This is a genomic window from Arthrobacter sp. BE255 (assembly GCF_031457335.1).
Taxonomy (GTDB): domain Bacteria; phylum Actinomycetota; class Actinomycetes; order Actinomycetales; family Micrococcaceae; genus Arthrobacter.
In genome coordinates, this window is record NZ_JAVDWK010000016.1 from 29,815 (window position 1) to 53,047 (window position 23,233).

General features: G+C 65.2%; 21 protein-coding genes. 6 read left to right on the forward strand and 15 right to left on the reverse strand.

The genetic code is table 11. The features are described 5' to 3' along the window. The first annotated feature begins 14 nt into the window (after positions 1-14). Positions 15-1,268: a cation:proton antiporter gene (locus J2X42_RS21225; RefSeq protein ID WP_310167929.1), complete on the forward strand. Its 1,254-nt coding sequence runs from the start codon at positions 15-17 to the stop codon at positions 1,266-1,268. 257 nt (positions 1,269-1,525) lie between these two features. Here J2X42_RS21225 and J2X42_RS21230 read toward each other — a convergent pair whose 3' ends face one another. The 8 genes from J2X42_RS21230 to J2X42_RS21265 all read right to left on the reverse strand — a co-directional run bounded on the left by J2X42_RS21230 (position 1,526) and on the right by J2X42_RS21265 (position 9,429). Then, positions 1,526-2,581, reverse strand: coding sequence for a DNA polymerase IV (locus tag J2X42_RS21230; protein ID WP_310167979.1), 1,056 nt, complete (start codon positions 2,579-2,581; stop codon positions 1,526-1,528). A gap of 72 nt (positions 2,582-2,653) precedes the next feature. After that, positions 2,654-3,781: a Gfo/Idh/MocA family oxidoreductase gene (locus J2X42_RS21235; RefSeq protein ID WP_310167931.1), complete on the reverse strand. Its 1,128-nt coding sequence runs from the start codon at positions 3,779-3,781 to the stop codon at positions 2,654-2,656. After that, on the reverse strand, positions 3,778-4,551 hold the full coding sequence (locus tag J2X42_RS21240) for a ThuA domain-containing protein (RefSeq protein WP_310167933.1): 774 nt from the start codon (positions 4,549-4,551) through the stop codon (positions 3,778-3,780). Before J2X42_RS21240 ends, J2X42_RS21235 begins: the two co-directional genes overlap by 4 nt. Before the next feature lie 30 nt (positions 4,552-4,581). Next, entirely contained in the window at positions 4,582-5,436 is an 855-nt protein-coding gene (locus tag J2X42_RS21245; RefSeq protein ID WP_310167934.1) for a carbohydrate ABC transporter permease, read from the reverse strand. A gap of 7 nt (positions 5,437-5,443) precedes the next feature. Beyond that, on the reverse strand, positions 5,444-6,448 hold the full coding sequence (locus J2X42_RS21250) for a sugar ABC transporter permease (RefSeq protein WP_310167935.1): 1,005 nt from the start codon (positions 6,446-6,448) through the stop codon (positions 5,444-5,446). Between the two features lie 10 nt (positions 6,449-6,458). Next, positions 6,459-7,697 (reverse strand): ABC transporter substrate-binding protein, encoded by a 1,239-nt coding sequence (locus J2X42_RS21255; RefSeq protein WP_310167936.1) that lies wholly within the window; start codon positions 7,695-7,697, stop codon positions 6,459-6,461. A 100-nt stretch (positions 7,698-7,797) separates the two neighbouring features. After that, complete coding sequence (locus J2X42_RS21260; RefSeq protein WP_310167937.1) at positions 7,798-8,820, reverse strand: LacI family DNA-binding transcriptional regulator; 1,023 nt, start codon at positions 8,818-8,820, stop codon at positions 7,798-7,800. Positions 8,821-8,964: 144 nt separating this feature from the next. Continuing rightward, complete coding sequence (locus J2X42_RS21265) at positions 8,965-9,429, reverse strand: phage tail protein (RefSeq protein ID WP_310167938.1); 465 nt, start codon at positions 9,427-9,429, stop codon at positions 8,965-8,967. A 129-nt stretch (positions 9,430-9,558) separates the two neighbouring features. Here J2X42_RS21265 and J2X42_RS21270 point away from each other — a divergent pair, with 129 nt between their 5' ends. Then, complete coding sequence (locus tag J2X42_RS21270) at positions 9,559-11,424, forward strand: GAF domain-containing protein (RefSeq protein WP_310167981.1); 1,866 nt, start codon at positions 9,559-9,561, stop codon at positions 11,422-11,424. 118 nt (positions 11,425-11,542) lie between these two features. Here J2X42_RS21270 and J2X42_RS21275 read toward each other — a convergent pair whose 3' ends face one another. Genes J2X42_RS21275 through J2X42_RS21290 form a run of 4 tightly spaced genes read right to left on the reverse strand, consistent with a single transcriptional unit; the run spans position 11,543 to position 16,578 of the window. Continuing rightward, positions 11,543-12,934, reverse strand: coding sequence for a gluconate:H+ symporter (locus tag J2X42_RS21275; RefSeq protein WP_310167939.1), 1,392 nt, complete (start codon positions 12,932-12,934; stop codon positions 11,543-11,545). A 23-nt stretch (positions 12,935-12,957) separates the two neighbouring features. Beyond that, a complete protein-coding gene (locus J2X42_RS21280) occupies positions 12,958-13,593 on the reverse strand; it encodes a bifunctional 4-hydroxy-2-oxoglutarate aldolase/2-dehydro-3-deoxy-phosphogluconate aldolase (RefSeq protein ID WP_310167940.1) in 636 nt (211 codons plus the stop codon). Next, positions 13,583-15,256, reverse strand: a complete 1,674-nt coding sequence (locus J2X42_RS21285; RefSeq protein ID WP_310167941.1) for a D-aminoacylase — start codon at positions 15,254-15,256, stop codon at positions 13,583-13,585. Before J2X42_RS21285 ends, J2X42_RS21280 begins: the two co-directional genes overlap by 11 nt. Positions 15,257-15,264: 8 nt before the next feature. Continuing rightward, the gene (locus tag J2X42_RS21290; RefSeq protein WP_310167942.1) at positions 15,265-16,578 is read right to left on the reverse strand and encodes an alanine racemase; all 1,314 of its coding nucleotides are present in this window, start codon (positions 16,576-16,578) and stop codon (positions 15,265-15,267) included. A 246-nt stretch (positions 16,579-16,824) separates the two neighbouring features. Between J2X42_RS21290 and J2X42_RS21295 the strand changes: the two genes are divergently transcribed. The 3 genes from J2X42_RS21295 to J2X42_RS21305 are packed head-to-tail and all read left to right on the forward strand — an operon-like array spanning position 16,825 to position 19,029. Beyond that, on the forward strand, positions 16,825-17,862 hold the full coding sequence (locus J2X42_RS21295) for a sugar kinase (RefSeq protein ID WP_310167944.1): 1,038 nt from the start codon (positions 16,825-16,827) through the stop codon (positions 17,860-17,862). Between the two features lie 19 nt (positions 17,863-17,881). Further along, positions 17,882-18,628 (forward strand): IclR family transcriptional regulator, encoded by a 747-nt coding sequence (locus J2X42_RS21300; protein ID WP_310167982.1) that lies wholly within the window; start codon positions 17,882-17,884, stop codon positions 18,626-18,628. Next, entirely contained in the window at positions 18,625-19,029 is a 405-nt protein-coding gene (locus J2X42_RS21305) for a RidA family protein (RefSeq protein WP_310167945.1), read from the forward strand. Before J2X42_RS21300 ends, J2X42_RS21305 begins: the two co-directional genes overlap by 4 nt. 10 nt (positions 19,030-19,039) lie before the next feature. On the opposite strand, the gene J2X42_RS21310 is transcribed toward J2X42_RS21305, so the two are convergent. After that, on the reverse strand, positions 19,040-19,489 hold the full coding sequence (locus J2X42_RS21310; protein ID WP_310167946.1) for a rhodanese-like domain-containing protein: 450 nt from the start codon (positions 19,487-19,489) through the stop codon (positions 19,040-19,042). Between the two features lie 306 nt (positions 19,490-19,795). On the opposite strand from J2X42_RS21310, the gene J2X42_RS21315 reads away from it, so the two are divergent. After that, a complete protein-coding gene (locus J2X42_RS21315; protein WP_310167947.1) occupies positions 19,796-20,023 on the forward strand; it encodes a hypothetical protein in 228 nt (75 codons plus the stop codon). A 40-nt stretch (positions 20,024-20,063) separates the two neighbouring features. Here the strand turns inward: J2X42_RS21315 and J2X42_RS21320 are convergent, their stop codons facing one another. Then, positions 20,064-21,812, reverse strand: coding sequence for a CocE/NonD family hydrolase (locus tag J2X42_RS21320; protein ID WP_310167948.1), 1,749 nt, complete (start codon positions 21,810-21,812; stop codon positions 20,064-20,066). Beyond that, a complete protein-coding gene (locus tag J2X42_RS21325) occupies positions 21,809-23,152 on the reverse strand; it encodes an MFS transporter (RefSeq protein WP_310167950.1) in 1,344 nt (447 codons plus the stop codon). Before J2X42_RS21325 ends, J2X42_RS21320 begins: the two co-directional genes overlap by 4 nt. Between the last annotated feature and the right edge of the window lie 81 nt (positions 23,153-23,233).

Below are 23,233 nucleotides of genomic sequence, written 5' to 3' on the forward strand. Positions count from 1 at the left end.
CCGTGGCGGTAGCTTTGGATTACTTTTCCTTCGAGGCAACCGAGGTACCGGAGGTACCGCTGATGCAGGGCTTGTCCACGTCATTGCTTCTGATCGCACTGCTGGCCATCGCAGCGCCCCTGGCGGCCCGCGTCCTCGACCGGTGGGTCAAGGTGCCCATCGTGGTCTTCGAAATTGTCCTCGGTATCATGCTTGGCCCCAGCCTGCTGGGGTGGATCCAACCGGCCGGGTTCACGGATACACTGGCTCAATTCGGGCTGGCCATGCTCTTCTTCGTTGCCGGCAACGAGATCGATTTCGCCGTAATCCGAGGCCGGCCCGCCAACCGTGCGTCCGCCGGCTGGGTCGTCTCATTGGCGGCCGGCATCGGCGCGGGCCTGCTCCTGTCCCCCACGCCGGAGGCCGCCGTGATCATCGGCGTCGCCTTGTGCTCCACCGCCCTTGGCGCGCTGCTGCCCATCCTTCGCGACGCCGGCGAATCGAGGTCCCCGGTCGGCATCGCGGTCACCGCGCTGGGTGCGGCCGGTGAGTTTGGTCCGCTCGTTGCGATCTCGCTGTTCTTCAGCGGCAGGGAGCTGGGACCGGCAACAGCAGTACTGCTCGGGTTCGTCTTCCTGACCGGCCTGGCCATTTACCTCGCCTCGCGCGCCCGGCACACCCTGCTCCACTCCCACGTCACCAGGACGCTCCACACCAGCGGCCAGTTCGCTGTCCGGTCCATCATGTTCATTCTCACCGCGCTCGTGGTGCTGAGCATGGTGCTGGGACTCGACATGCTGCTGGGTGCATTCGCCGCCGGCGTCCTCTGGAAGGTTGCCATCGCACGGGCTCCCGAAAAGGACCGGTCGGTCATCGAGACAAAAATCGACGCCATCGCATTCGGGTTCCTGGTGCCGGTCTTCTTTATCGACACCGGCATAGACTTCGACCTGCGCGCGCTGACCGCCAGCCCGGCGGCACTCGCAATGATCCCCCTTTTCCTGCTCCTCCTGCTCATCATCCGCGGGCTGCCATCGTTGCTCGCCGTTCCGCCCGGCTCCACACGTGCCGACAAACGGGCCATCATACTTTTTGGGGCAACAGGACTGCCTATCATCGTGGCGGTCACAGCCATTGGCCAGGACGAGGGGCTGATCTCCAGCGGAACGGCATCCGCACTCGTTGGCGCAGGAATGCTCTCGGTGCTGCTCTTTCCACTGCTCGCGCTTGGTCAGCTTCAACGCAAACCATCGGCGATCCCCCTGAGCACCAAAAAGCCCCATGAATGATGGGCGAACCAACTGGCGAAGCCCCGGCCAAATTGCCATTCGGCCGGAGCTTCGATCTATTATGCCTGGCTGAACCTTGGGATGTGCCGGGAAAACCCGCGAGTCTAACCTTCCCCTCGCCCGATCCCGCCATGCTACGGGCCGCCGCATCAGCTGTGGTGTGGTTTAGGGTCCGGCAACGCGGCCGATCTCGGAGCCATGACCGTCCACCGCGAATTCCACCGCACCATCTACACTGCCTCTTGCCGGCCGCGCCGTCACCAACCGCCGCGCGTCGGAGTGTGTCCCTTTCGGGCATCGTCAGGCATCGCCATTTCTGCCCTCAGGCCCAGGAGCCGGACCGGACGTCCCGCTTCGATTCCGGCTGCGAGGTCCAAGGCCTGCGCCAGGATTTCGTTCCGGTCGAATGTCTCGGGAATCTTCCTCCCGTGCGTCGTGGTGATGAACGGCGCGTACCGGACCTTCAGGGTCAGCCCGACCACCGGCCGTCCTTCGGCCACAACGTCCTCAAGGACATGCGCCGTCAGTTCCCTCACGGCGTCGTCCACCTGGGCGGGCTCGGTCAGGTCCTGCTGGAAGGTGGTTTCCCGGCTGTGCCCGCGGGCAACCCACGGGGTGTCGTCAACAACGCTGGCGCCATCCCCTCGTCCAAGCTCCGCGTACCAGGGACCCATCCTGGGGCCGAACTCCGGGACCAGGTCCTGGGGGTCGGACGCGGCGAGCTGGGCGACGGTGTTGATGCCGAGTTTGGCCAGCCGGCCGGAAACTTTGGTTCCGACGCCCCACAGGTCCTTGGTGGGCCGGCTGCCCATGACGTCGAGCCAGTTCCCGGCGGTGAGTCGGAAGACGCCGGCCGGTTTGCCGAACCCGGTGGCGACCTTGGCCCGGACCAGGGTGTCGCCGATGCCCACGCTGCAATGCAGCTGGGTCCGCTCCAGGACAGCGGCCTGGACCTGCCGGGCGTAGGCTTCCGGGTCCCGTGTTTCCGTGCCTATAAAGGCTTCATCCCAGCCCAGCACCTGCACGGTGGCGCCGGGCTGCGCGCGCAGGGTAGCCATCACGGTTTCGGACGCCACGAGGTAGGCCTCCTGGTCGACGGGCAGGATCACGGCATCGGGCACTTTCCGGGCGGCAATGCGCAAGGGCATGCCGGAACCCACACCGAACGCCCTCGCCTCGTAGGATGCGGTGGACACCACAGCGCGTTCCGTGGGGTCGCCCCGGCCGCCGATAATGATTGGCTTGCCCGCAAGCTCCGGCCGCCGGAGCACTTCGACCGCCGCGATGAACTGGTCGAGGTCGACGTGCAGCACCCACCGGATTCCGTTCACGCCACCAGTCTGCCCTAAACGTCCCCGGAAAGAATCAGCTCTCCACCCACCGCTTCAGAGTGCGATGCTTTCGCCGGTGAGGGCATTGCGGACCGATGTCCAGGACTTGAGGACTTCCAGCACTGCGGGGTCGCGCTCGGCGAGGATGGCCTGCCGGTAGGAGTCCTCGAGGAGTGCGTCCACGGACACGCGGGATCCGGTGGCCGCGCTCCGGATGGCGGCTTCCACCATGGCCAGGCTCATGATGTTCTGGTGGACCCGTCCCATCGGCGTGCTCCCTGTGCGGACAGCCGCCACGAAGTCCCGCAACGACCCGGCGATTTCCTGTCCGGGGTCTTCGCTGTAGCCCGTGTCGGTGGCAACCGAGGACACAGGGCTGTTGTCGCCGTCCCAGAGGACCGTTCCGTGCTCGCCGCTGATCCGCCATGCAGCATTCCATGAGGTTTCCTGGCCCGGACTGCACCAGCTGCCGGTGAACACGAAGCGTTCACCTCCGGTCATCTCGAAGATCGCCGTGGAGCCTGCATCCCCGCGGTACCAGCTCCAGGAAGGGTTGTACTCCTCACAGAAGACGGAGACGGGATCGGCGTCGAGGAGGAACCGGGCCATGTCGAACTGGTGGACCGCCATGTCTAGCAGCAGGGGGTGGTCCATGGCGTCCCGGAATCCGCCAAAATGCGGTGCTTTGAAGAAGTCGGCGGAGACGATGCCCACCCTGCCCAGGGACGAGGACAGGTGCTTCGCTTCGAACAGGTGCCTGTTGTAACGGCGGGACTGGCTGACCATGAACAACTGGCCGTGGAGTTCCGCAGCTGCTGCGAGCGACAGTCCCTGGGCCACGGTGGACGCCACCGGCTTCTCGCCGAGGACAGGCAGCCCGGCGGCGAGTGCTTCGGTGGTGACCGGATGGTGCGCGGCAGGGACGGTGACGTTGATGACCGCCTGGGCGCCGACGTCGGACGCCAACGCTGCTGTACCGGCGCCCATGGGGAGGTCTGGACGCCCCAGCTCCGTGGCAGCCGCCCGGGCGGCGTCCAGGTCCAGGTCGACGATGCCTGCGAGCTCCACCAGCGGCGATTCCTCAACCGTGCGAAGCCAGGCGCGGCCCATGCCGCCGGCGCCGACGACGACGACGCGTAGTGGAGTGCCGTCGTCGGGGATGGTGGCAAAGGGGCCGCTCACGCGTTGGCTCCCTGGTAGCTCTTGCCGTTGAAGAAGTCGCCGGTCTCGTAGCGCAGCAGTTCGGGGACGGCCCGTTCCGGGCGGTCGGTGACGGCCCATTCCACGGCGTTGGCGATGACCCGGCGGATGTCCTTGTGGTGGTAGACGGGGTAGTCCTGGTCGCCGGGGCTGAAGAAGAAGATCTTGCCGTGTCCGCGCCGGAACGTGCAGCCGGAACGGAAGACTTCGCCGCCGCTGAAGGAGCTGATGAACACGAGTTCTTCGGGCGCGGGGATGTCGAAGAATTCGCCGTACATCTCCTGCTCGGGAATTTCGATGGGGTGTGGCACACCCTTGGCGATGGGGTGCGTGGGGTCAACTGTCCAGACGAGTTCGCGGTCCTGTTCGGAGCGCCAGCGAAGGGTGCAGGACGTACCCATGAGCTTCGTGAAGATCTTGGACCAGTGCCCTGAGTGCAGCACGATCAGGCCCATGCCGGCCAGGACGTGGCGGTGCACGCGCTCGACGACCGCGTCGTCGACGTCGGCGTGGGACATGTGCCCCCACCAGGTCAGGACGTCGGTGGTGGCGAGTGCTTCCTCTGTGAGGCCGTGGTCCGGTTCGTCCAGGGTTGCGGTCCGGACCACGACGGCGGCGCCCAGGTTCTCCTCGATGCCCGCCTTGACGGCGCCGTGCATTCCGTCCGGGTACAGGCGGGCGACCAGTTCGTCCCGCTTCTCGTGCCGGTTTTCGCTCCAGACGGTGACGCGGATGGGCTTGCTGTCAGTCATGATTTTCTCCTCGTAGGTGCTGAAGGGGGTCTATTTGACCGCGCCGCCGGTGGTACCGGCAGCGATGTATTTCTGGGCTGCGACCAGCAGGACGATGGCCGGGATGGAGGCGAGTACCGCCGTCGCCATCACTGAACTCCAGTCGTTCACGTAGGCGCCGATGTACTGGAAGATGCCCAAGGTGACGGGCCGTACAGCTTCGGTGGTGGTCAGGGTGAGTGCGAACAGGAAGTCGCTCCACGCAAACAGGAACGTGAACAGGCCCGCGGTGATCAGGGAGTTCCGGCTCAGCGGAATCACGATGGACCAGAACGCCCGGACGTGGCCCGCACCGTCCACCCGCGCAGCCTCAATGACGGAGGCCGGCATGCCATTCATGAACGCCCGGATGATGAGGATGGCGAACGGGATGCCGTGCGCCGAGTCGGCAAGGATCAGGCCTGGTATGGAGTTGAGCAGGCCAAGGTCGTTGTACGCGGTGTACAGGGCGTTGGCCACCACGATGCCCGGGATCATCTGGCTGATGAGGATGGCGAAGAGGACCACGCCTGCGCCGCGGACCTTGAAGTACGCCAGGGCATAAGCCGCAGGGGCCGCGATGGCCAGGCTCAGCGCCACGCTTCCGAGGGAGATGACCAGGCTGGTGCCAAGGTTGCCGGCTTGCTCATTGATGGCTGTTGCGTAGCCGGTGAAGTCGGGCTTCAGCGGCAGCCACGAGGTTTCCAGGGTGGCGCCGTTGGGCTGCAGGGATGCGTTGACCATCCAGTAGACCGGGAACAGCATGACGGCCAGGAAGAAGATGGCCAATGCCGTGTAGGCCCAGTTCTTGCGGTCGGCGGCGGCAACGGCCTTCCGGCGGACGGGTGCCTTCAGTTGGGTTGTCATGGTTTCCTCACTCATCCACTGCGCGTCGGCTGGCCCGCAGGTAGAGGACCGCGAAGACCAGGGAAATAATGACCAGCACGTTGCCCAGGGCCGCGCCTTCGCCGAATTTGAACTCGTTGAAGGACAGGGCATAGGACTGGGTGGCGATGGTCTGGGTTGAATTCGCGGGCCCGCCGTTGGTGAGGCCAAGGATGATGTCCAGCACCTTGAGTGTGTAAACGACGCCGAGCACCAGGACCACGCTGACCACCGGCCGCAGCATGGGCCAGGTGATATGCCGGAACGCCCGCCACCCGGTGGCCCCGTCCAGGGACCCTGCCTCGTACAGTTCGTCCGGGATTTCCTGGAGACCGCCGTACAGGATGGTCAGGTTGAAGGGAATGCCGATCCAGATATTCACCCCCACCACGGCAATCAGCGCCAGCGACGTGCTGGTCAGCCACGGGATGCCGGTGTCGATGATGCCCAGGTCACCGAGGAAGCGGTTCAGTGCGCCGCTGTCCTTGTCCAGGATCCAGCGCCACACGGCACTGGAAACGATCAGCGGCAGGAGCCAGGGCAGCAGAAGCAGCGACCGCAGGATTCCGTTGAGCGGGAACCTGCGCTGGAAGAAGATCGCCAGCGCCAGCCCGATGACGAACTGGCCCAGGATGGACCCCAGCGTGAACAGCGCTGTGTTCAGCAGCGAGGTGGAAAACAACGACGACGACAGTACAGTCGCGTAGTTCGCCAACCCCACCCACGGGGCTTCTCCGGTGAAGAACGTGGACGTGGTGTAGTCCTGGAAGCTCATCACGACGTTCTTGACCACCGGGTAGCCAAAGAACAGCGCCATGTAGACCACGGCGGGAACCAGGAAGAGCCACTGGAAGATGCGCTCGCGGCGGTGGCGGCTGCGCCGCCTCGGAGGTTCTGCCTCAGACCCTGAAGTGTTCGCGCGTCCGTGCTTCCGGGAGGACTTTCCCGCGGACGGCCCAGCTGCCGTCTGTGATACGTCGGTTGTTAGTGACATGGCTGGCTGCCTACTGACCCTGGGCTTGCTTGAGGGCGTCGGCCGGCGAGGCGTTGCCGGTCAGCGCCGTCTGGATGGCGGTGTAGATCTTGGTGGCCTGGGCAGGCCATTGGTCGCCGAGCTGGCCGGTGCGTGCACGGGCGGTCTTGATCAGCTCGGTGAAGGTGGCGAGCTTGGGGTTCTCGGCTGCGAAGGTCTCGGCAAGCGTGGTCTTGGACGGAATGGTGTTGCGGACCTTGGCCATCGCCAGCTGGTTTTCATCGCTGTTCAGGCAGGCAACCACTTCGGCCGCCTTGGCCTGGCGGGCCTTGTTGCCGGTCTGCGGAACGGTCCAGACTTCCCCGCCGAGCGGGGCCACGGGCGTCTGGCCGGCTTCACGGACCGGGATCTTCACAACGCCGTACTGAAGGGCCGGCTGCTTGTCCAGGGACGGAATCTGCCACGGGCCGTTGACCATCATGGCTGCCTTGCCGGCCAGGAACTGGTCCTTCACATCGGCCTGGGTCCAGTTCAGGGCGGAGGAGGAGACCGAACCGTTCTTGACCAGGTCCGTCCACAGCTGCAGGGCCTGCTCGGTCTCTTTGGTGTCAATCTTCTTTTCGTCACCGCCGTTTGACCACATGACAGGGAGGAACTGCCACGTCCCCTCGTAGGTGGGGTTGGCGTTGAATGCCAGTCCGTACTGGTCCCCGGACGTGAGCTTGGCGGCTGCTGACTTCAGCTCATCCCAGGTGGTGGGCGGCGTGACACCGGCTTTGGCCAGGATGTCCTTGTTGTAGAACAGGGCGATGGTGTTGACGGTGGGTGCCAGGCCGTAGACCTTGTCCTTGTAGGTGCCTGCGCTCAGCACTCCGGGAGCAAAGTCATCCGTGCTGATTTTGAAATCAGCCAAGGGGGCCAGGGCGCCGGTGGCGGCAATTTGCTGCAGGTCGGGGTTGTCCAGCATTAGTACGTCCGGCAGCGTTTTGGAGGAGGACTGCTGGAGCACTTTGGAGATCAGCGATTTGCCCGGAACGGTCTCGCGCTTGACGGTGACGCCGGCTTTGGTGCCGCAGACAGTCAGGGCGTCGCCGATGAAGGACTTGTCCGGCTCGTTGTTGTAGTAGTCAACCACCGAGATCTCTTTGACGGGCTCAGTGGAGGAAGCCGTGTTGCCGGCCGCTCCGCAGCCTGAGATGAACAGCGGAATGCCGACAAGGGCGGCAACGGCCAAGGAGAGCGGACGCGTGGTCCGGTGTGCTGACTTCATTGTCTGTTCCTTTGTTATGGGAATCGATTTGTCGATGCGTATCGACGATGCGTATCGATGACTGGAATCTGTCTTTGGGCGGGGTGGGACGGAGGGCGGTTCAGCTGCCGCGGGGTGGGCGGAGCGTGCTGGAACGGTGCGTGATGACCGTGGGCACCAGCTCCAGGGATTCGGTTGGTCCCTGCGAGTCGGCTTCGAGGAGGTCGCACATAATCTTTACCGCGCGGCGCGAGACTTCGGCCGGACGGAGGTCGATGGTGGAAAGTGGAATGGGCTGGAGCTCTGCAAGCGTGGGAGAGGCGCTGCCGATCACCGACACGTCCTTGCCCGGAGTCAGGCCGCGGCTGGACAGCACCCGCCGCAGAACGTCCTGAACGGTGCCGTCAGGGGCAATGAACGCCGGCATTCCGGTGGTTTCGGCCAGGGCCTTGTCCACGGAATCGGCAATGACATCGCGGTCCGTGCCGCCTGGCAGGTGAAGCATCCTGACGCCGATGCTCTCCGCGGCCTGGTTGGTGCCGCTCATAAAGCGTTCCACGTAGTTAACGTGCCGGTCCACTACCTCGCGCTGCCAGTCGAGGACGCAGATCACGTCATGCCCTGCTGCGGCGAGGTCCTGGACGCACTGTTTGCCGGCCATTTCAAAGTCGGCATCGATGCAGACCAGGCCGGAAGGATCGTGCGGGATGCCGATCAGGACCACCGGGACCTTGAGGCCCCGGACCACAGGCAGCCGCTCGTCGTCGCCCTCTACCTGCATGAGGATCAGTCCGTCGCAGATCTGCTGGCCGACCACGCGCCGCAGTCCTGCTGCACCCTCGTCCTCGGTGACCAGCAGGATGTCGTGGTCGTAGCGGCGGGCGGTATTAGCGATCACGGAGACGAATTCCATGATCGAAGCCATGTGCAGCTCGGGTATGAAAGGAATGACCAAGCCGATGACACGGGTCCTGCGGCTGGCCAGTGCGCGGGCCCCGGCATTGGGCTGATAGGTCAGGTGCTCAATAGCGTCCTCGACCTTTTTCCTGGTCTTTTCAGAAATCGGCCGCTTGCCACTCAGGACGTAGGACACCGTGCTTTGGGCAACACCGGCGGCCTGGGCAACATCCTTGCTGGTGGGCATGACCTGGCCTCCATGTGCTCTCTGGCGGGTGGTTTCTGTGGATCATCGATACGCATCGTCGATGCGCATCGACCATCAGTATGACATAGGTCACGAAGGGCCACAAGGCCGAGTTGCCCCATTAATAAGTGCCGCGTGAGCCGATCAGTACTCGCCCTTGATCACGAAGTACGAGCCACGGATCACGCCTGCCAGCTTTGATTTCTGGCGGGCGAATTTGAAACGGGGCGCCAGTTCCTCTGGAATCTCCATGCCTTCGGCCAGCTTGAAACCGACCGCCCGCTTCCCGCCGTCTTCGATGCTGTACATGACGTTGACTGACAGCCCCGACTCGAAGAACACATAATCCATCCGCAAGCCATCGACTTCAAAGGCTGTTGCCTCGAGCGGGCGGGAGCTGATGACAATGTCGCGCTCCTCCTTGAGGATGCGGTTCACCCGGTCGACCACCTCGGGAACGTCGCTTGCGGGGCTAACGGTGAAGACGTGGTCGTACTTGGTGCGGTAGTAGCGGCCCTCATTGGCGCGCAACCCGGCAAGCGCCTCGGCGACCGGCGACGACTCCAGGCCGACAGTGGAAACGTCCTTGAAGTCAACAACGTACGGCATACGTCCTCCTGATCAGATGTGTTGGTCCAACGATAACGTGAGGCCATGCGACCGGCGTTTGACCGCCATCCAGTGGGTAAAAAGTCTCTCGCTCGTTCCTGGAATCCGTGAAAAACTCTAAGTGTGAAAATGGGCCCTGACCGTTTGGCCCAGCACCTCCAAGGATGGCTGAAGGCGCTGGCCGATGTTGGTGCGGCAGTCAACCGCGGCGTTTCGCTGGGCGAGCTGTTGGACCTGATCGCCAGGACCGCTGGCAAACTGATGTCCTATGACTTCTGCGCGATCACCATGCCGGACGCGGCGGCGCAGGTCCTGATGATCGAAGGCTCCTACGGCCTCTCAGCGGACTACATTCGGGAAATAAACGCAACACACCCGATCCGGCTTCATGGTGTTCATACGCCCACCCCGTCGATCCAGGCGTTTACCATGGGCGTTCCCGTACAGATCGAGGACTTTGGAAGCCACCCGGCGATGCTTGTTTGGAGAGCCGCGGCAAAGGACCAAGGCTTTAACTCCATGATCGCCGTGCCGTTGAACTCCGCCGGTGAAACGCTCGGGACTCTCAACTGCTACACCCGCTCGACACACCACTTCACCAAGGAAGAAGAATCGCGCCTTTTGATGTTGGCGGACCAGGCCGCGCTGGCCATCACCACCAGCCGCCTGCGTTCCCAGCAGGCGGAGCGGATCGCGGTCCTCAACGGGCTGAACGAGTCGCTGGAGGAGCAGTATGAACTGCAGAGGCAAGCCGAAGCGATCCACGAGCGGTTGACAGCCCTGACGCTCGAAGGGGGCGGAGTCAGTGGCCTTGGCGGAGCCCTGACAGAGATCCTGGATCGTCCCGTCGCCGTGTGCGAGACCAACGGGACCATCCTCTACAACACCGAAGGTGATGGCGTATCGCTCCCGGCTGCCCTCCTCGCGAACGCCGCTGACCTCCCCCTGCCCGATGTCATGTCCGCGGGCAGTGCCGGGTTGCTCGCCGAGGTGAATGTTCCGGATACAACAGGGACCCGGACCTTTGTCCGCGTCCCGGTAATGATCAAGGACAAGGTCATCGCGTGGATCTGGACGAGCGGGACAATCTCCGAGCTCAGACCGCTGGACCGCCAGGCGATGGAAAGGGCCGCGGCGCCACTGGCTTTGGAACTTCTTCGGACCCGGACTGCAACCCAGACAGCGTGGCGGGACACTGGCGAGATTCTCTCCGCGCTCCTGTCAGGCAGGGGGCACGAAGGCACAGCGCTCGTGGCCGATGCCGAACGGCTCGGCCACGACCTGTCATTGCCCCACGCAGTCATCGCAGTCCCGTTTGACCCCCGCAGCGAACGCACCCTGCCGCACTGGCTTACGGCAGCGTTCGCACAAATGGCACGGCAAGTCTCACCAACGCCGCTGCTTGGTTCCCATGGCGGGTTCGTTGTTGCTCTCTGGCCGATGGTCCCACCCACGCGGATCGACCAAATGCGTGGCATCGCGGACAAAGTCAGGCAGATCCCTTCAGGAAACGGCCAAAGCACGGATCCCGCGTACGTTGCCATCACGGGACCGGCAACAGACATCGCCGACTATCCGGCAGCGTTTGCAACTGCCCGCGGAGCTGTCGAGCTGGCAGCCCTTCGCATGAGTCCTCCCGGGACCATTGTGCTGAGCGATCTGGGCTTGACTGGACTCCTGCTTCAACTCCCGGATGTGTCCGCCCTGAAGCACTATGCGGACGACGTGCTTGGCCCGTTGCGGGGCAACAACCCAGCTCAAGGTCCCCCGCTCCTGCCAACCTTGTCAGCCCTCATTCACAACAACCTCAGCGCCGGTAAGACCGCCGAGCAGCTGAATCTCCAGGAAGACGCGGTTGTCGAAGCCCGCCGACGGATCGAGGCCCTGCTGGCGCTTGACCTTTCACGCATATCTGACGCAACGCGTATCTCGACGGCCCTCGAAGTCCACGACGTCATCGAAACCAGGCACAGGCGGGGCAATACCATCGCCTGATTCCCGCTTGGCGGAACCAGCCGAAGGCACTCCCCCAAAGCCTGCCACCATCTGCAGAAAGGCATGGCGAAAGGGTGCACCTCCCCGGGGTGCACCCTTTCGCGTCTGCCAATGAAAGTTACTTCACGAACTGGTACAGCAGCGCCGCCATTCCGAAGCCGACAACGGACAGCACGGTTTCCAGGACCGTCCACGTCTTCAGGGTGTCTTTGACCGACATGTTGAAGTACTTGGAAATGATCCAGAAGCCGCCGTCGTTGACGTGGCTGGCGATGATGGAACCGGAGGAAATGGCCACCACGATCAGGGCAAGCTGCGGCTGGGAGAACCCGGAGGCCAGGCTGGGTGCCAGGATGCCGCCGGTAGTCACGATCGCCACGGTCGCCGAGCCCTGGGCGATGCGCATGCCGGCGCTGATGACGAAGGCGGACAGGATGATCGGCAGGCCGGCCTGGGCCAGGGAGTCAGCCACGGCCTTGCCCACGCCGGTGGCGGACAGGACCGCGCCGAAGAAGGCGCCGGCACCGACCACGAGCAGGATCATGCCCACCGGACGCAGGGAGGAGCCGGTGATTTCGCTGAGTTCGTCCGGCGTCATGCCGCGGCGGATACCCAGCAGCCACATGGCCAGCAGCACGGCCATTGTCAGTGCGATGGCCGGGTTGCCGAAGAACGTCAGGACATCACGGAACGGGCCGGCGGGGGCGAAGATGTTGCCGAACGTGCCGCCGAGGATGAGGATCATGGGCAGGCCGATGGCCAGGAGCACCAGTCCGATGGACGGTTCGTGGCCCTTGGCTTCCTCGGCTTCAGGGACGATCCGGTCCTCGGGGACATTGACCATCACGCGCTTGCCGATCCACGTGCCCCACAGGATACCGGAGGCGAACCAGGCCGGGATGCCGCAGATCAGGCCCATAAGAATGATCCAGCCGAGGTCCACGTGGAACAGTCCGGCGGCGGCAACGGGACCGGGGTGCGGCGGCAGGAAGGCGTGGGTGACGGAGAGGCCTGCCAGCAGCGGCAGGGCATAGAGCGCGAGGGATTTGCCGCCGCGGATGGCAGCAACATAGACCAGCGGGGCCAGGACAAAGATGCCGATGTCGAAGAACACCGGAATGCCCAGCACGAAGCCGGTGATGCCCATGGCGAGCGGGGTGCCCTTTTCGCCGAAGATCTTCACGAGCCGTCCGAGCAGCACTTCCGCTCCGCCGGATCGCTCGAGGATGGCGCCGAGTACAGTGCCGAGGCCGATGATGACCGTGATGTGGCCAAGGATGCCGGCGAAGCCTTTCTCAATGAGCGCGTCGCTGCTCTTGGTGGCTGAGCCGACCAGCGCCTCCACCGAGATCCCACCCACCAACGCCACGATCACGCCGGTGCCCACCAGGGCGATGAACGGCTCGAGCTTGACTTTGATGATCAGGAACAGCAGGAGGGCTATGCCCGCGCCTGCCAGGAGGAGCAGGCCGGCGGTGTCGTGCCGCAGCCATTCAAGGAATTCATTCATGGACGTATCTTTCTGGGTAAGTCCTACTTGAGGATGCCGGTGAAGGCGGCGGCACGTGCCGCGATGTCTGCCCAGTCGCCTGCAGCAACTGCTGCCGGCGGGACCACGCTGGTGCCGCAGCAGACTGCGGCAGCACCGGCGTCGAGGTAGCTCCTGGCGTTGGAGGCGTCGATGCCTCCCGAAGGCAGCAGCCGGATGCCCGGGTACGGGCCCTGCAGGTCCTTCAGGTACACCGGGCCGAGCTGCCGGGCGGGGAAAATCTTGACGGCGGCGGACCCCAGATCCAGGGCCTGCGCCACCTCAGTGGGCGTCATGGCGCCCAGGCTGAACGGGATGCCGGCGTCGCCGGCGACTTTGGCGACTTCCGGGCGGAGTCCGGGCGTCACCAGGAACTGGGCACCGGCGTCGATCGCTGCCCGTGCCTGGTCTGCCGTCATCACGGTTCCGATCCCGACGGCGGCGCCGTGCTCGGCTGCAGTCTCCGCCGCGCGCTTGACATGCCTGAGCACATCCGGGGTGGTGAAGGTCAGTTCGACGCTGTGGATGCCGCCGTCGGCCAGCGCACGGCAGAGATCCGCGGCGTCCGTGATGGAGGGAGCCCGGACAACGGCCAGGGTGCGGTCCGCTTCCAGCTGCCGGACAAATTCTTCAGGAGTCATGGGTGGGTTGTCTTCCTTCTCGGGTGAGTCCGTCACTGCTGCGGCGCAGGGCACGGCCGGCGCGGACGCCGGTCGGTTGGCCGCCGTCGATGGCCACCGCGCCGTTGACGAAGACGTAGTGGATGCCGCTGGCGGCTTGCCGCGGGTTCTCAAAAGTGGCTTCATCGCGGATGGTTTCCGGATCGAAAAGTACGACGTCGGCCGCGTAGCCTTCGCGTACCAGTCCCCTGTGGTGGAGCTTGAGCCGTGCGGCGGGGCGGCCAGTGAGGTGGTGGACGGTCTCTTCGAGGCTGAGCAGGCCGAGGTCGCGGGAGTAATGGCCGAGGTAGCGCGGGAACGTGCCCCAGGCCCGCGGGTGCGGCTTGGCGCCGACCAGGAGTCCGTCGCTGCCGCCGGTGTGCGTGCGGTGCTGCATGATGGCCCGGACGTTTTCCTCGTGGCCGACGTGCTGCAGGATGCCGGTGCCGAGGCGGTCGTCCGTAAGGATCTGCGCGAAGACGTCGAAGGGTTCCTGGCTGGCCTCAGCGGCGATGTCCTTGATGGTCTTGCCGACGTGGCCTGCGAGCGCCGGGTTCTGGACTCCGCTGATTTCCAGCGTGTCCCACTCCGCGACCACGCCATGGCAGCCGTCGGAGCCGTAGATCTCGACGCTTTCACGGATCTTCTCCCGGGTTTGGGGGTCGGCGAGCCGGCCGAGCGTGGCTTCGGTCCCGCCCGACGACGCCCAGCTGGGGAGGATCGCGGAGAGCGTGGTGGCGCCGGGGAGGTACGGGTAGGTGTCCAGCGTGATGTCCACGCCGTCGTCCAGGGCTGCGTCGATCAGCTCGAGCAGCTCGCCGGCGCGGCCCTTGTTCTCCGCAAAGTTCATGGTGGCGTGGGACAGGTGCAGTGCGCAGCCGGTGGCCCGGCTCAGCCCGATCATCTCTGCGTAGGCGCCGAGTGCGCCCTTCCCGTAGGAACGGTGGTGCGGTGCGTAGAAACCACCCAGCCCGCCCACGGTCCGGCAGAGGCCCGCGAGTTCCTCGGTCTGCGCGTACATGCCCGGCGTGTAGGTGAGGCCCGAGGACATTCCCACGGCGCCTTCCTCCATCGCCGCGCGGATGACGTCCTGCATCTGTTGCTGTTGCCCGGGCGTCGGATCGCCTTCGGCGAAGCCCATCACCATGGCGCGGACAGTTCCCTGCGGGACGAGGTACGCGGCGTTGGTGGCGATGCGGCCTGTGTTGCCGTCTGAATCGGCGACTTCGGCATCGAGGCGGTCAAGGTACTCCCCCACGGTCCGCCAGTTCCAGTCGAAGCCAGCCGGGTTGTCGTTCCAGCCGGCGATCTTCTCCCGCACGCCGGCGAGTGTGGCCTCGTCCACGGGAGCGTAGGACAGGCCGTCCTGGCCCAGCAGCTCGGTGGTGACGCCCTGGCTCAGCTTGGCGTAGTGGTCCCTGTTGACCAGCAGCTGGAGGTCCGAGTGCGCGTGCATGTCGATGAAACCCGGGCTCAGGACCAGGCCGGTGGCGTCGATGGTGCGGTCCGCGCCCGTTTCCGCTGCAGTGAGGTTACCGGCACCGGCGACGGCGGCAATCACCGTTCCGTCCAGCAGGACATCCGCGGGGCGGCGGTCCGCTCCGGTTCCGTCCACCAGGGTGGCGTTTCTGATGAGTGTCTTCATGGGTTGTCCTAGAAGAAGGTATGGATGAGGTCGACGACGGTCGGGTTGCCTTGGGGGCTGCTGTCCGCCAGCACCGGGATGACGGTCCATTTGTCGAAGGCGGTGCACGGGTGGGACAAGCCCAGCCGGACGACGTCGCCGGGGCGCACGGTGGTGGTGCCCGCGTCGAAGGTCATGAAGCTGTGCTGATCGTTGACCGAGGTGATTTCGGCTCCGACCAGGGGCTCCATGGGACCGCCGAGCAGCGGTCCGAGGAACTGTGGTTCGGGCAGCCCTTCATCGAACGGAAGGTCGCGCTTGCCGGTGTCGAGGATGGCCAGGCCGGGTTCCGGCTGCGAGACAACCCGCGCCCAGCCGTGCATCCCCGCGGTGAACGGCTGGTCGCCTTGCCGGGAGAACGGCGAGATTCCACGGTAGAAGCCGTCGTCGTGGATGATGTAGGCGCCGCTGCGGATCATGAGGTCCACCGCGGGGCCGCCCGTTTCAGCGCCATCGTTGATGCACGGCGACAGGACCTCCACGACGTCGTCGAAGTACGCGCTGCCGCCAGCTGTGAGGATCACGGAGCCGGTGCCGTAGAGGCCGTCGGCGAGCAGCTGCTCGTGGAGCAGCCGCATCCGGGCGAGGTAGCCGCGAACGGCGGCCAGTCCGGCGTCGTCCGCGGTGTGCGCGAGTGACCCTTCGTATCCACTGACGCCCACCAGCCGCAGGTTCGGCGAGGCGGAGATCGCGCGGGCCGCTTCCATAGCGGCCTCAACGCCGCGGGCGCCGGTCCTGCCACCGTTCGCGCCTAGCTCCACGAGGACATCCAGCACGGCATCGCTTCCGGCAAGGGTCCGGTTGATGACGTCCACGGTTCCCACGGAGTCCACCCACGAGAGGATCGGCGCGTCGGCGGTGGCGGTGCCGGCGACCCATTCGATGGCGTGCGGATCGGTGAGGCTGTTGGCGAGCTGCAGGTTCCGGACACCGAACCCGCGGGCCACGCGCAGCTGCGCGAAGTTGGCCAGCGTGATGCCCCATGCCCCGCGGTGGAGTTGTTCGGACCAGAGCTGCGGCGCCATGGTGGTCTTGCCGTGCGGGGCCAGCAGCACGCTGTGTTCCGTGCACCAGGCGGCCAGCCGGTCGGCGTTCGCACGCAGGGCCTGGGCGTCGAGCGTCAGCAGCGGCGTCTGGAAGTCGGCCAGCGTGTGCTTGGCGGCGAGGAACTCAGCGTGGGTGGTGCCGTTGGCGGCGGACGGAATGGCTTTGTGCCGCCAATCGAGCCGGCGGTCTGCGAGGCCGGCCACGGCGGTTGCCGAAATGGCTTCGGAAGTGTTCACGCGTTGATTCCCTTCGCGGTGCTGCGTTTTTGAAGCTGCGTTATGGGTGGTGCTTGGTGAGGTTTTCGTCAGCGTTGCGTATTTTGCAACGCTGGTTGCAAACCTGCTGGTGATATGTCTAACATGGTGGCGGATGGACAGTCAAGGCCGCGGCACGCCCGCAGTGCCGTCCGATCCGCCGCGGAACGCTTCGTACCGTGGCGTCCGAGTGCCGCTGAAAAAGCGCAAGAGTGAGTGCGGGAGAACATGCTTTCAGCTGTGTGTGTTGGCGAGACGATGGCCATGCTTACGCCTGCCCAGGCCGTGCCCCTGCATTTGGCTACCGAGCTCCATTGCGGGATCGGTGGCGCGGAGTCCAACGTGGCCATGGGCCTGGCAGCCATGGGCCTGGACACGCATTGGGTGGGCCGGGTGGGCCGCGACGGATTCGGAACGCGGATCGTCAACGAGCTCAGGGACCACGGCGTGGGCGTCACCGGCGTCGAGGTGGACGGGTCCCTGCCCACGGGCGTCTACGTGAAGGTCCCGGCCCGGGAAACAGACCCCGACGGCGGCAGTTCAGTTTTGTACTACCGGCAAGGATCTGCGGCCTCGGCCATGGGGCGCGGCACGCTGGCCAATCCCGCGGTGGCTTCCCTGCTGGAAAACGCAGTACTCATCCACCTGAGCGGCATCACCGCAGCGCTCTCCCCCGAGTGCCTCGGGCTGCTTGAGGCCATCCTGACCGCACCACGCAACGGCCGAACCATCAGCTTCGACGTCAACTGGCGGGCTGCCCTGTGGGCCGGCCAGGACCGTAGGGTCCTGCAGCGCCTGGCGAACCTGGCCGATGTTGTGCTGGTTGGAAAAGACGAAGCCGAACACGCCTTCGGCACCACGGACGAGGCTGAACTCCGCCGGATGATGCCGGACCCGGAGGTGCTGGTCATCAAGAACGAGGCGATCAGTGCGATCGCACTGTCGCGCGGCGGCAGTCCCGGCAACGGGGCTGACCCGGGCGGCACGCGGGAGGAAGTTCCCGCGCTGTCCGTCGACGTCGTCGAGCCCGTAGGCGCCGGCGACTCCTTCGCCGCGGGTTACCTCAGCGGCATGCTGTTCGGCCTGGGCCAGAAGGCGAGCCTCCGCCGGGGGCATGTCGCCGCCGCCTGCACCCTGACCGTCCACGGCGACCGCGGCCCGCTGCCTCCCGCCGGGCAGCTAAGCGCCATCCTCGATTCTTCGGATGACGACTGGGCCGCTATCCACGTTGCAGACGGACATTTCAACACCAGAACCGGAGCGTGACACCGTGAGCCAGAGCCTCATGAGGGCCATCGACCTGCTCGCCGAACTCGCAGCGAAGCCGGCCACCCTGGACGAGCTTTCCTCCAGGGCCTCAGTGCACAAGACAACAGTGATGCGCCTGCTGCACGCCATGGAGGAGAAGCGCTTTGTAGTGCGCGACGAAGGCCAGCGGTTCATGCTTGGCTCCAAGCTGTTCGAACTGTCCTCCCTCGCGCTGGAGCAGCGCGACATCCGCAAGGTGGCCCACCCGCACCTGGCCGACCTGAACGGCCGCACGGGCCACACGGTGCACCTGGCGGCCTTCGAAGGCAACGAGGTGGTGTACATCGACAAGTTCGAGTCCCACCACCCCGTCCGCATGTACTCGCGCATCGGCCTGACTGCATCGTTGCATTCGGCCGCCGTGTCCAAGGTCCTCCTCGCCGACATGCCGCGGAGCCGGCAGGAAAAGATCGCGGCGGGGCTGGACTACATCAAAGTTACCGAAAACACCCTGACCTCACCGGAGGCCCTGCTGGCCGAACTGGAGCAGGTCAGGATCCAGGGCTGGGCCCACGACAACGCCGAGCACGAAGCGTTTGTGCACTGCATCGCGGCCCCCATCCGCGACGCCAGCGGCGCCGTTGTTGCCGCAGCCTCTTGTTCGGTACCGGTGGTGATGCTCAGCTATGAAGGATTGCTTGAGCTGCTGCCCGACCTCAAAGCCAGCACCGAGGCCATCTCCAACGACCTCGGCTGGATCAGCCACGAAAGGAACTCAGCATGAGTGAAAAGACCGTAGTACTGACCGAAAACGCCCCGGCCCCGGCGCACGTTTTCTCCCAGGGCATCCAGAAGGGCGGATTCTTCCAGGTTTCCGGCCAGGGCCCCATGGACCCCGCCGCCAACCAGTACATCGGCGCAGGCGACGTCCGCGTCCAGACCCGCCGCACCCTCGAAAACGTCAAGGCCATCCTCGAGGCCGGCGGATCCTCGGTGGAGGACGTCCTGATGTTCCGCGTCTACCTCACCACCCGTGACGACTTCCCCGCCATGAACGAGGTCTACGGCGAGTTCATCAAGGAGAACGTCCCCAGCGGTGCGCTTCCGAGCCGCACCACCGTTTTTGTGGATCTCCCCCACGAGGTCATGCTCGTCGAGATCGACGCTCTGGCGGTTACTGGCTAGCCTGCTGCATTCATAACGACGGCGGCGGCGCCGGGAACGACGGCTGATGGGCAGTAACCAGCCGGTCGGCTTCCCTGGCGCCGTCGCCGTCGCCGTCTGCCGTGCGGACCGGAAGGCCGTTCCGCGCCCAGTACTCGATGCCGCCGAGCATTTCCCGGACCGGGTAGCCCAGGGTGGCCAGGGCCAGCGCGGCGAAGGTGCTGCCATTGCAGCCAGGGCCCCAGGAGTAGACCACCACCGGGGTGCCGGCCGGGAGGATCTCCGGGGCGCGGGACGGGATGTCCGCGGTGGGAAGATGCACGGCTCCAGGGATGTGGCCGTGCTCCCAGGAGGCCAACCGCCGGGTGTCGACCAGCACGAATCCGCCGTTCGGCAGGCCGGCGGCCACGTCCATCACGTCGATCTCGAACTGCAGCTTGGACCGGAAGTAGGCGGCTGCGTCCGTAGTGTTTGTGTTCATCCCTGTCCCGTCGTCCGGCGACCGCCCGTTCGGCGTCGTGATCCCTTGTCCAGCTGTTCACGATAGTCCGCTGAAAGATTTTCCGTGGTTCGTCTTGCGCACAGGGCCGCTGATCCTCCACACTGGCTACAGATCCGCAGGAATTCTTCCGCCGATCCAGACCGCCGGCATTCTCCGGCCACCGCCCCATCAAACCATGCAGGGCACCCCTCTCGAACCACAGCCTTCGGCCTCCCTCGGATTTCCCGCCCGGGAGGCGCGTCCGCCCAGCCCTGAGGCAATTACTCCCCCGAGAAAGAGACCACGATGATCAAGCGCCACTCTGACCTCGTCCTGGAAATCACCGCCTACGATCCCCGCACCGTTGAAAACGACCTTAATACCGCCGTGGAAATGGCCCGCGAACACGCAATGCAGGAACGCCGCCACGGGATCCTGGTCACCCAGCACGGCTACAGCAGCTACACCGTCGCGGTCAGCCGAGACGTCCCTTTCGGCCAGACCCACGAACGCCGAGACCAGCACGCCGGATGACGTGCGCCAGGGCCACGAATTCCCTGCCCGGCCGGCACCGCTAGATCCCGCCAGTGAGGGTTCCCAGGCTGATCCGGCTGGGGGTCCCGGGGCCGAACATGATGGCCTGGTTTGCCACGACTGTTTCGGATGAGTCTGCCGCGCGGGCGCCGGTGTTGAGGTTTCTGTCCCAGCGGGGGTGGCAACTGGAGGTTACCTGGACCCGAATGCTGTCCCCGGCATCGAAGGTGCAGGCCGTCGACCAGAGACTGATGGTAAATTCCTCTACCTCGCCGGGGACGAGTGGCCGTCGTGGCGGCCCTGCGCGGAAGACTCCGTCGCCGGCGCAGGCGTCACGCCAGGACGCCCGGACAATACCGTCGGCCAGGCCAATCGAGCGCCCGTCCGGGGTGACCCGGCACAGGCGCACAATGAAGTCCGTATCCACCGCACTTGAGCTCGCGAACAGGGTTGCCGTTACTGCGCCGAAGACAGTCAGCGGCTCTTCCAAAGGCAAGGTTGTGAAGGTAAGGACGTCGTCGCGTGCTTCCACGGCGCCTTGGTCCGCGGGTCCGGCCAAATCGGCGCCCAGGTGCATGGTGGCGCTACCGGTGGTGGGTACAGGGTCGCGTGGATCGTAAGAGTACCGCGCTTCCCCGGATGACCCAAGGGACCCCTGCAGTGAACCCTGATGATTGAGGAAAAGATCCACACTGGCGTCCGGGGCGGGGAGTTCATCGAAGGCCCGCCAGCGGTTCTCGCCCATGAAGTAGACAAGGGCGCCCGGCATGTCGGGTTTGGGTGCGTCGTTGAGGGCATGGTCGAACCAGCGGGCATGGATTGCGGACAGATCCCCCAGGCCGTTGACTGCCGCCGACGACGCGAGGGCACCGAACGCCACGTCGGGGTAGATCCCCGTGAAGTTGGTGTGGCTCCAGGGGCCCAGGATGAGGCTGGGCCGTGGGGCTTCATTCCTGCGGGACGCCTCAAGCTGGAAACTGTACTGCGCCAGGGTGTTGGGGAGGAAGATGTCGAACCATCCGCCGATATGGAGCGTGGGCAGCGGGACGGCTTCCGAGGCCGGCCAGTCCCAGGCCCGGGAGAGTTCGCCGCCGGGGTCTTCGGAGGCTGAGGGAAGGATCACGGACTGAAGGAATCCGGTGGCCCGGGCCTTCAAGTCATTGAGCGGAAGCGTTGCGTACGCAGAGCCGTCCGCAAAACCTGCATCCAGTTCGTTCCAGATGGCCAGTTCGCGGGCAAGGCGCTCGGAATCACCTTCGCATTCGCGGCGGATCTCCTCGAGGGCGATGGAGCCCTGCCCCCAGGAAAGGCGGCTGCCCAGTTCAAAGGCGCCTCCGCGGAAGAGCGCCCCGTTGTCCGCGTTGCCGGCCGCGCAGATGCCCGGGGCCAGTGCGGCCAGGCCCTGGGGCCGGCGGCGTGCTGCCCGCCATTGCGTTTCGGCGAAGTAGGACCGGCCCCACATCCCCACACGGCCGGAGGAATAGGGCAGGCGGGCTGCCCACGCAACTGTCTCGGCGCCGTCGTCCGCTTCATGTTCTGCCGGCGTGAAGGTGCCGTCCGAACCGTGGCGGCCGCGCACATCCTGCAGGATGACGACGAAGCCCTGCGCGGCAACCGTTGCCGGGTTGAAGTAGGCGGAGTTGACGGCGACATCCCGTCCGTACGGGGTACGGGTGAGGAGCACAGGGAACTGTCCGGGGGTGTCCGGGCGGTACACGGTGGAGCGGAGCACCGCGCCGTCACTGAGCTGTGTCTCGACATCGGATTCAATGAGGACGTGGTGCTTCATGCGATCACTCCTGCCTTCTTGCCGAGGTCCTCGGTGGCCGTCCGGTAGGTCTCGCGGACAAATACGAGGGCGATGAAGGCGGAGACGAGGCAGCAGGCTGCTGTGAAGATGGCCACCGGCAGCCAGCCGTCGGGTCCGGGACGGACGATGGCTGCGGCGATGGTGGGGGCGAACCCGGTCAGGATGAGGCCCAGCTGGGATGAAATGGCCGCGCCGGAGTAGCGGATCCGGGTTTCGAACATTTCCGCGACAATCGCCGGGCCGAGCGGATTGACCATGGCGTAACCGACAGACATAAGCAGGATGCCGGTGACGAAGACCAGGAGGATGTTGGAGCTGGAGATGGCCCAGAAGTAGGCAAAGACGGCAGCTGCGCAGGTCAGGTTCCCTGTAATGAAGACGGGTTTGCGGCCGATGCGGTCGGCGAGGATTCCGAAGAGCGGCTGGATTCCTACGCTCAACGCGGCGGTGACGATGGTGACGGCAAGCATGACGCTTGCGGGGACAAACTGCTCCTTTGCCGCGTAGGAGAGGGTGAAGGCGGAGAAAATCGAGGAGACTACGGCCCAGACTCCGAACGCGATCACTTTCAGAACCGTGCGCCAGTGGTCCCGCATAACAACCTTGACGGGAAGCTCCAGGGCTTCCTTGTTCTCCAGTTCCTGTTCGAAGACCTCGGCCTCGGGCAGCCTGCGGCGGATGATGAAGCCGGTGACGGCGACCAGAATGCTGGCAAGGAACGGGATGCGCCAGCCCCAGGACAGCAGGTCTTCCTGCGGCATCAGGGACACCAGGAGGAAGGCGAGTGAGGCCAGGGTGATGCCGGCCGCTGCCCCGGTGTTGACCCAGCTGGCGAAGAACGCGCGCCTGTTGGCCGGTGCATGCTCCAGGGAGATGGTCACGGCGCCCACCGATTCACCGGCGGCTGAGATTCCCTGCACCACGCGCAGCAGCACCAGCAGCACCGGAGCCGCTGCTCCGATCGCGGCCGTGGGCGGAAGGCATCCGATCAGGAACGTGGCAATGCCCATGCTTACCAGTGTGAAAACGAGCATCTGCTTGCGTCCGATGCGGTCACCGAAGTGGCCTATGACGCCCGCGGCGAGCGGGCGCACAACATAGCCGATGCCGATGGTGGCCATGGAGAGCATCTGCCCGAGCGCCGGATCGATTCCCGGAAAGAATATTTTGTTGAAGACAAGGGCGGACGCTGCGCCGTAGATGAAGAAGTCATAGTACTCAAGCGTGCTGCCGACGAAGCTGGCGACGGCGGCCTTCCGGGCGTGCCGGCCCGTGGGCGGCGCGACAGCGGTGGCAGTGCTCGTGGGACCTGCGGTCATTGCGGATCTCCCTGATAGTTGCTCGGAATGGGTGGAGTGCGCCTGGCCGGTTGGACGTCTGTGTCGGCAACCAATGTAGTG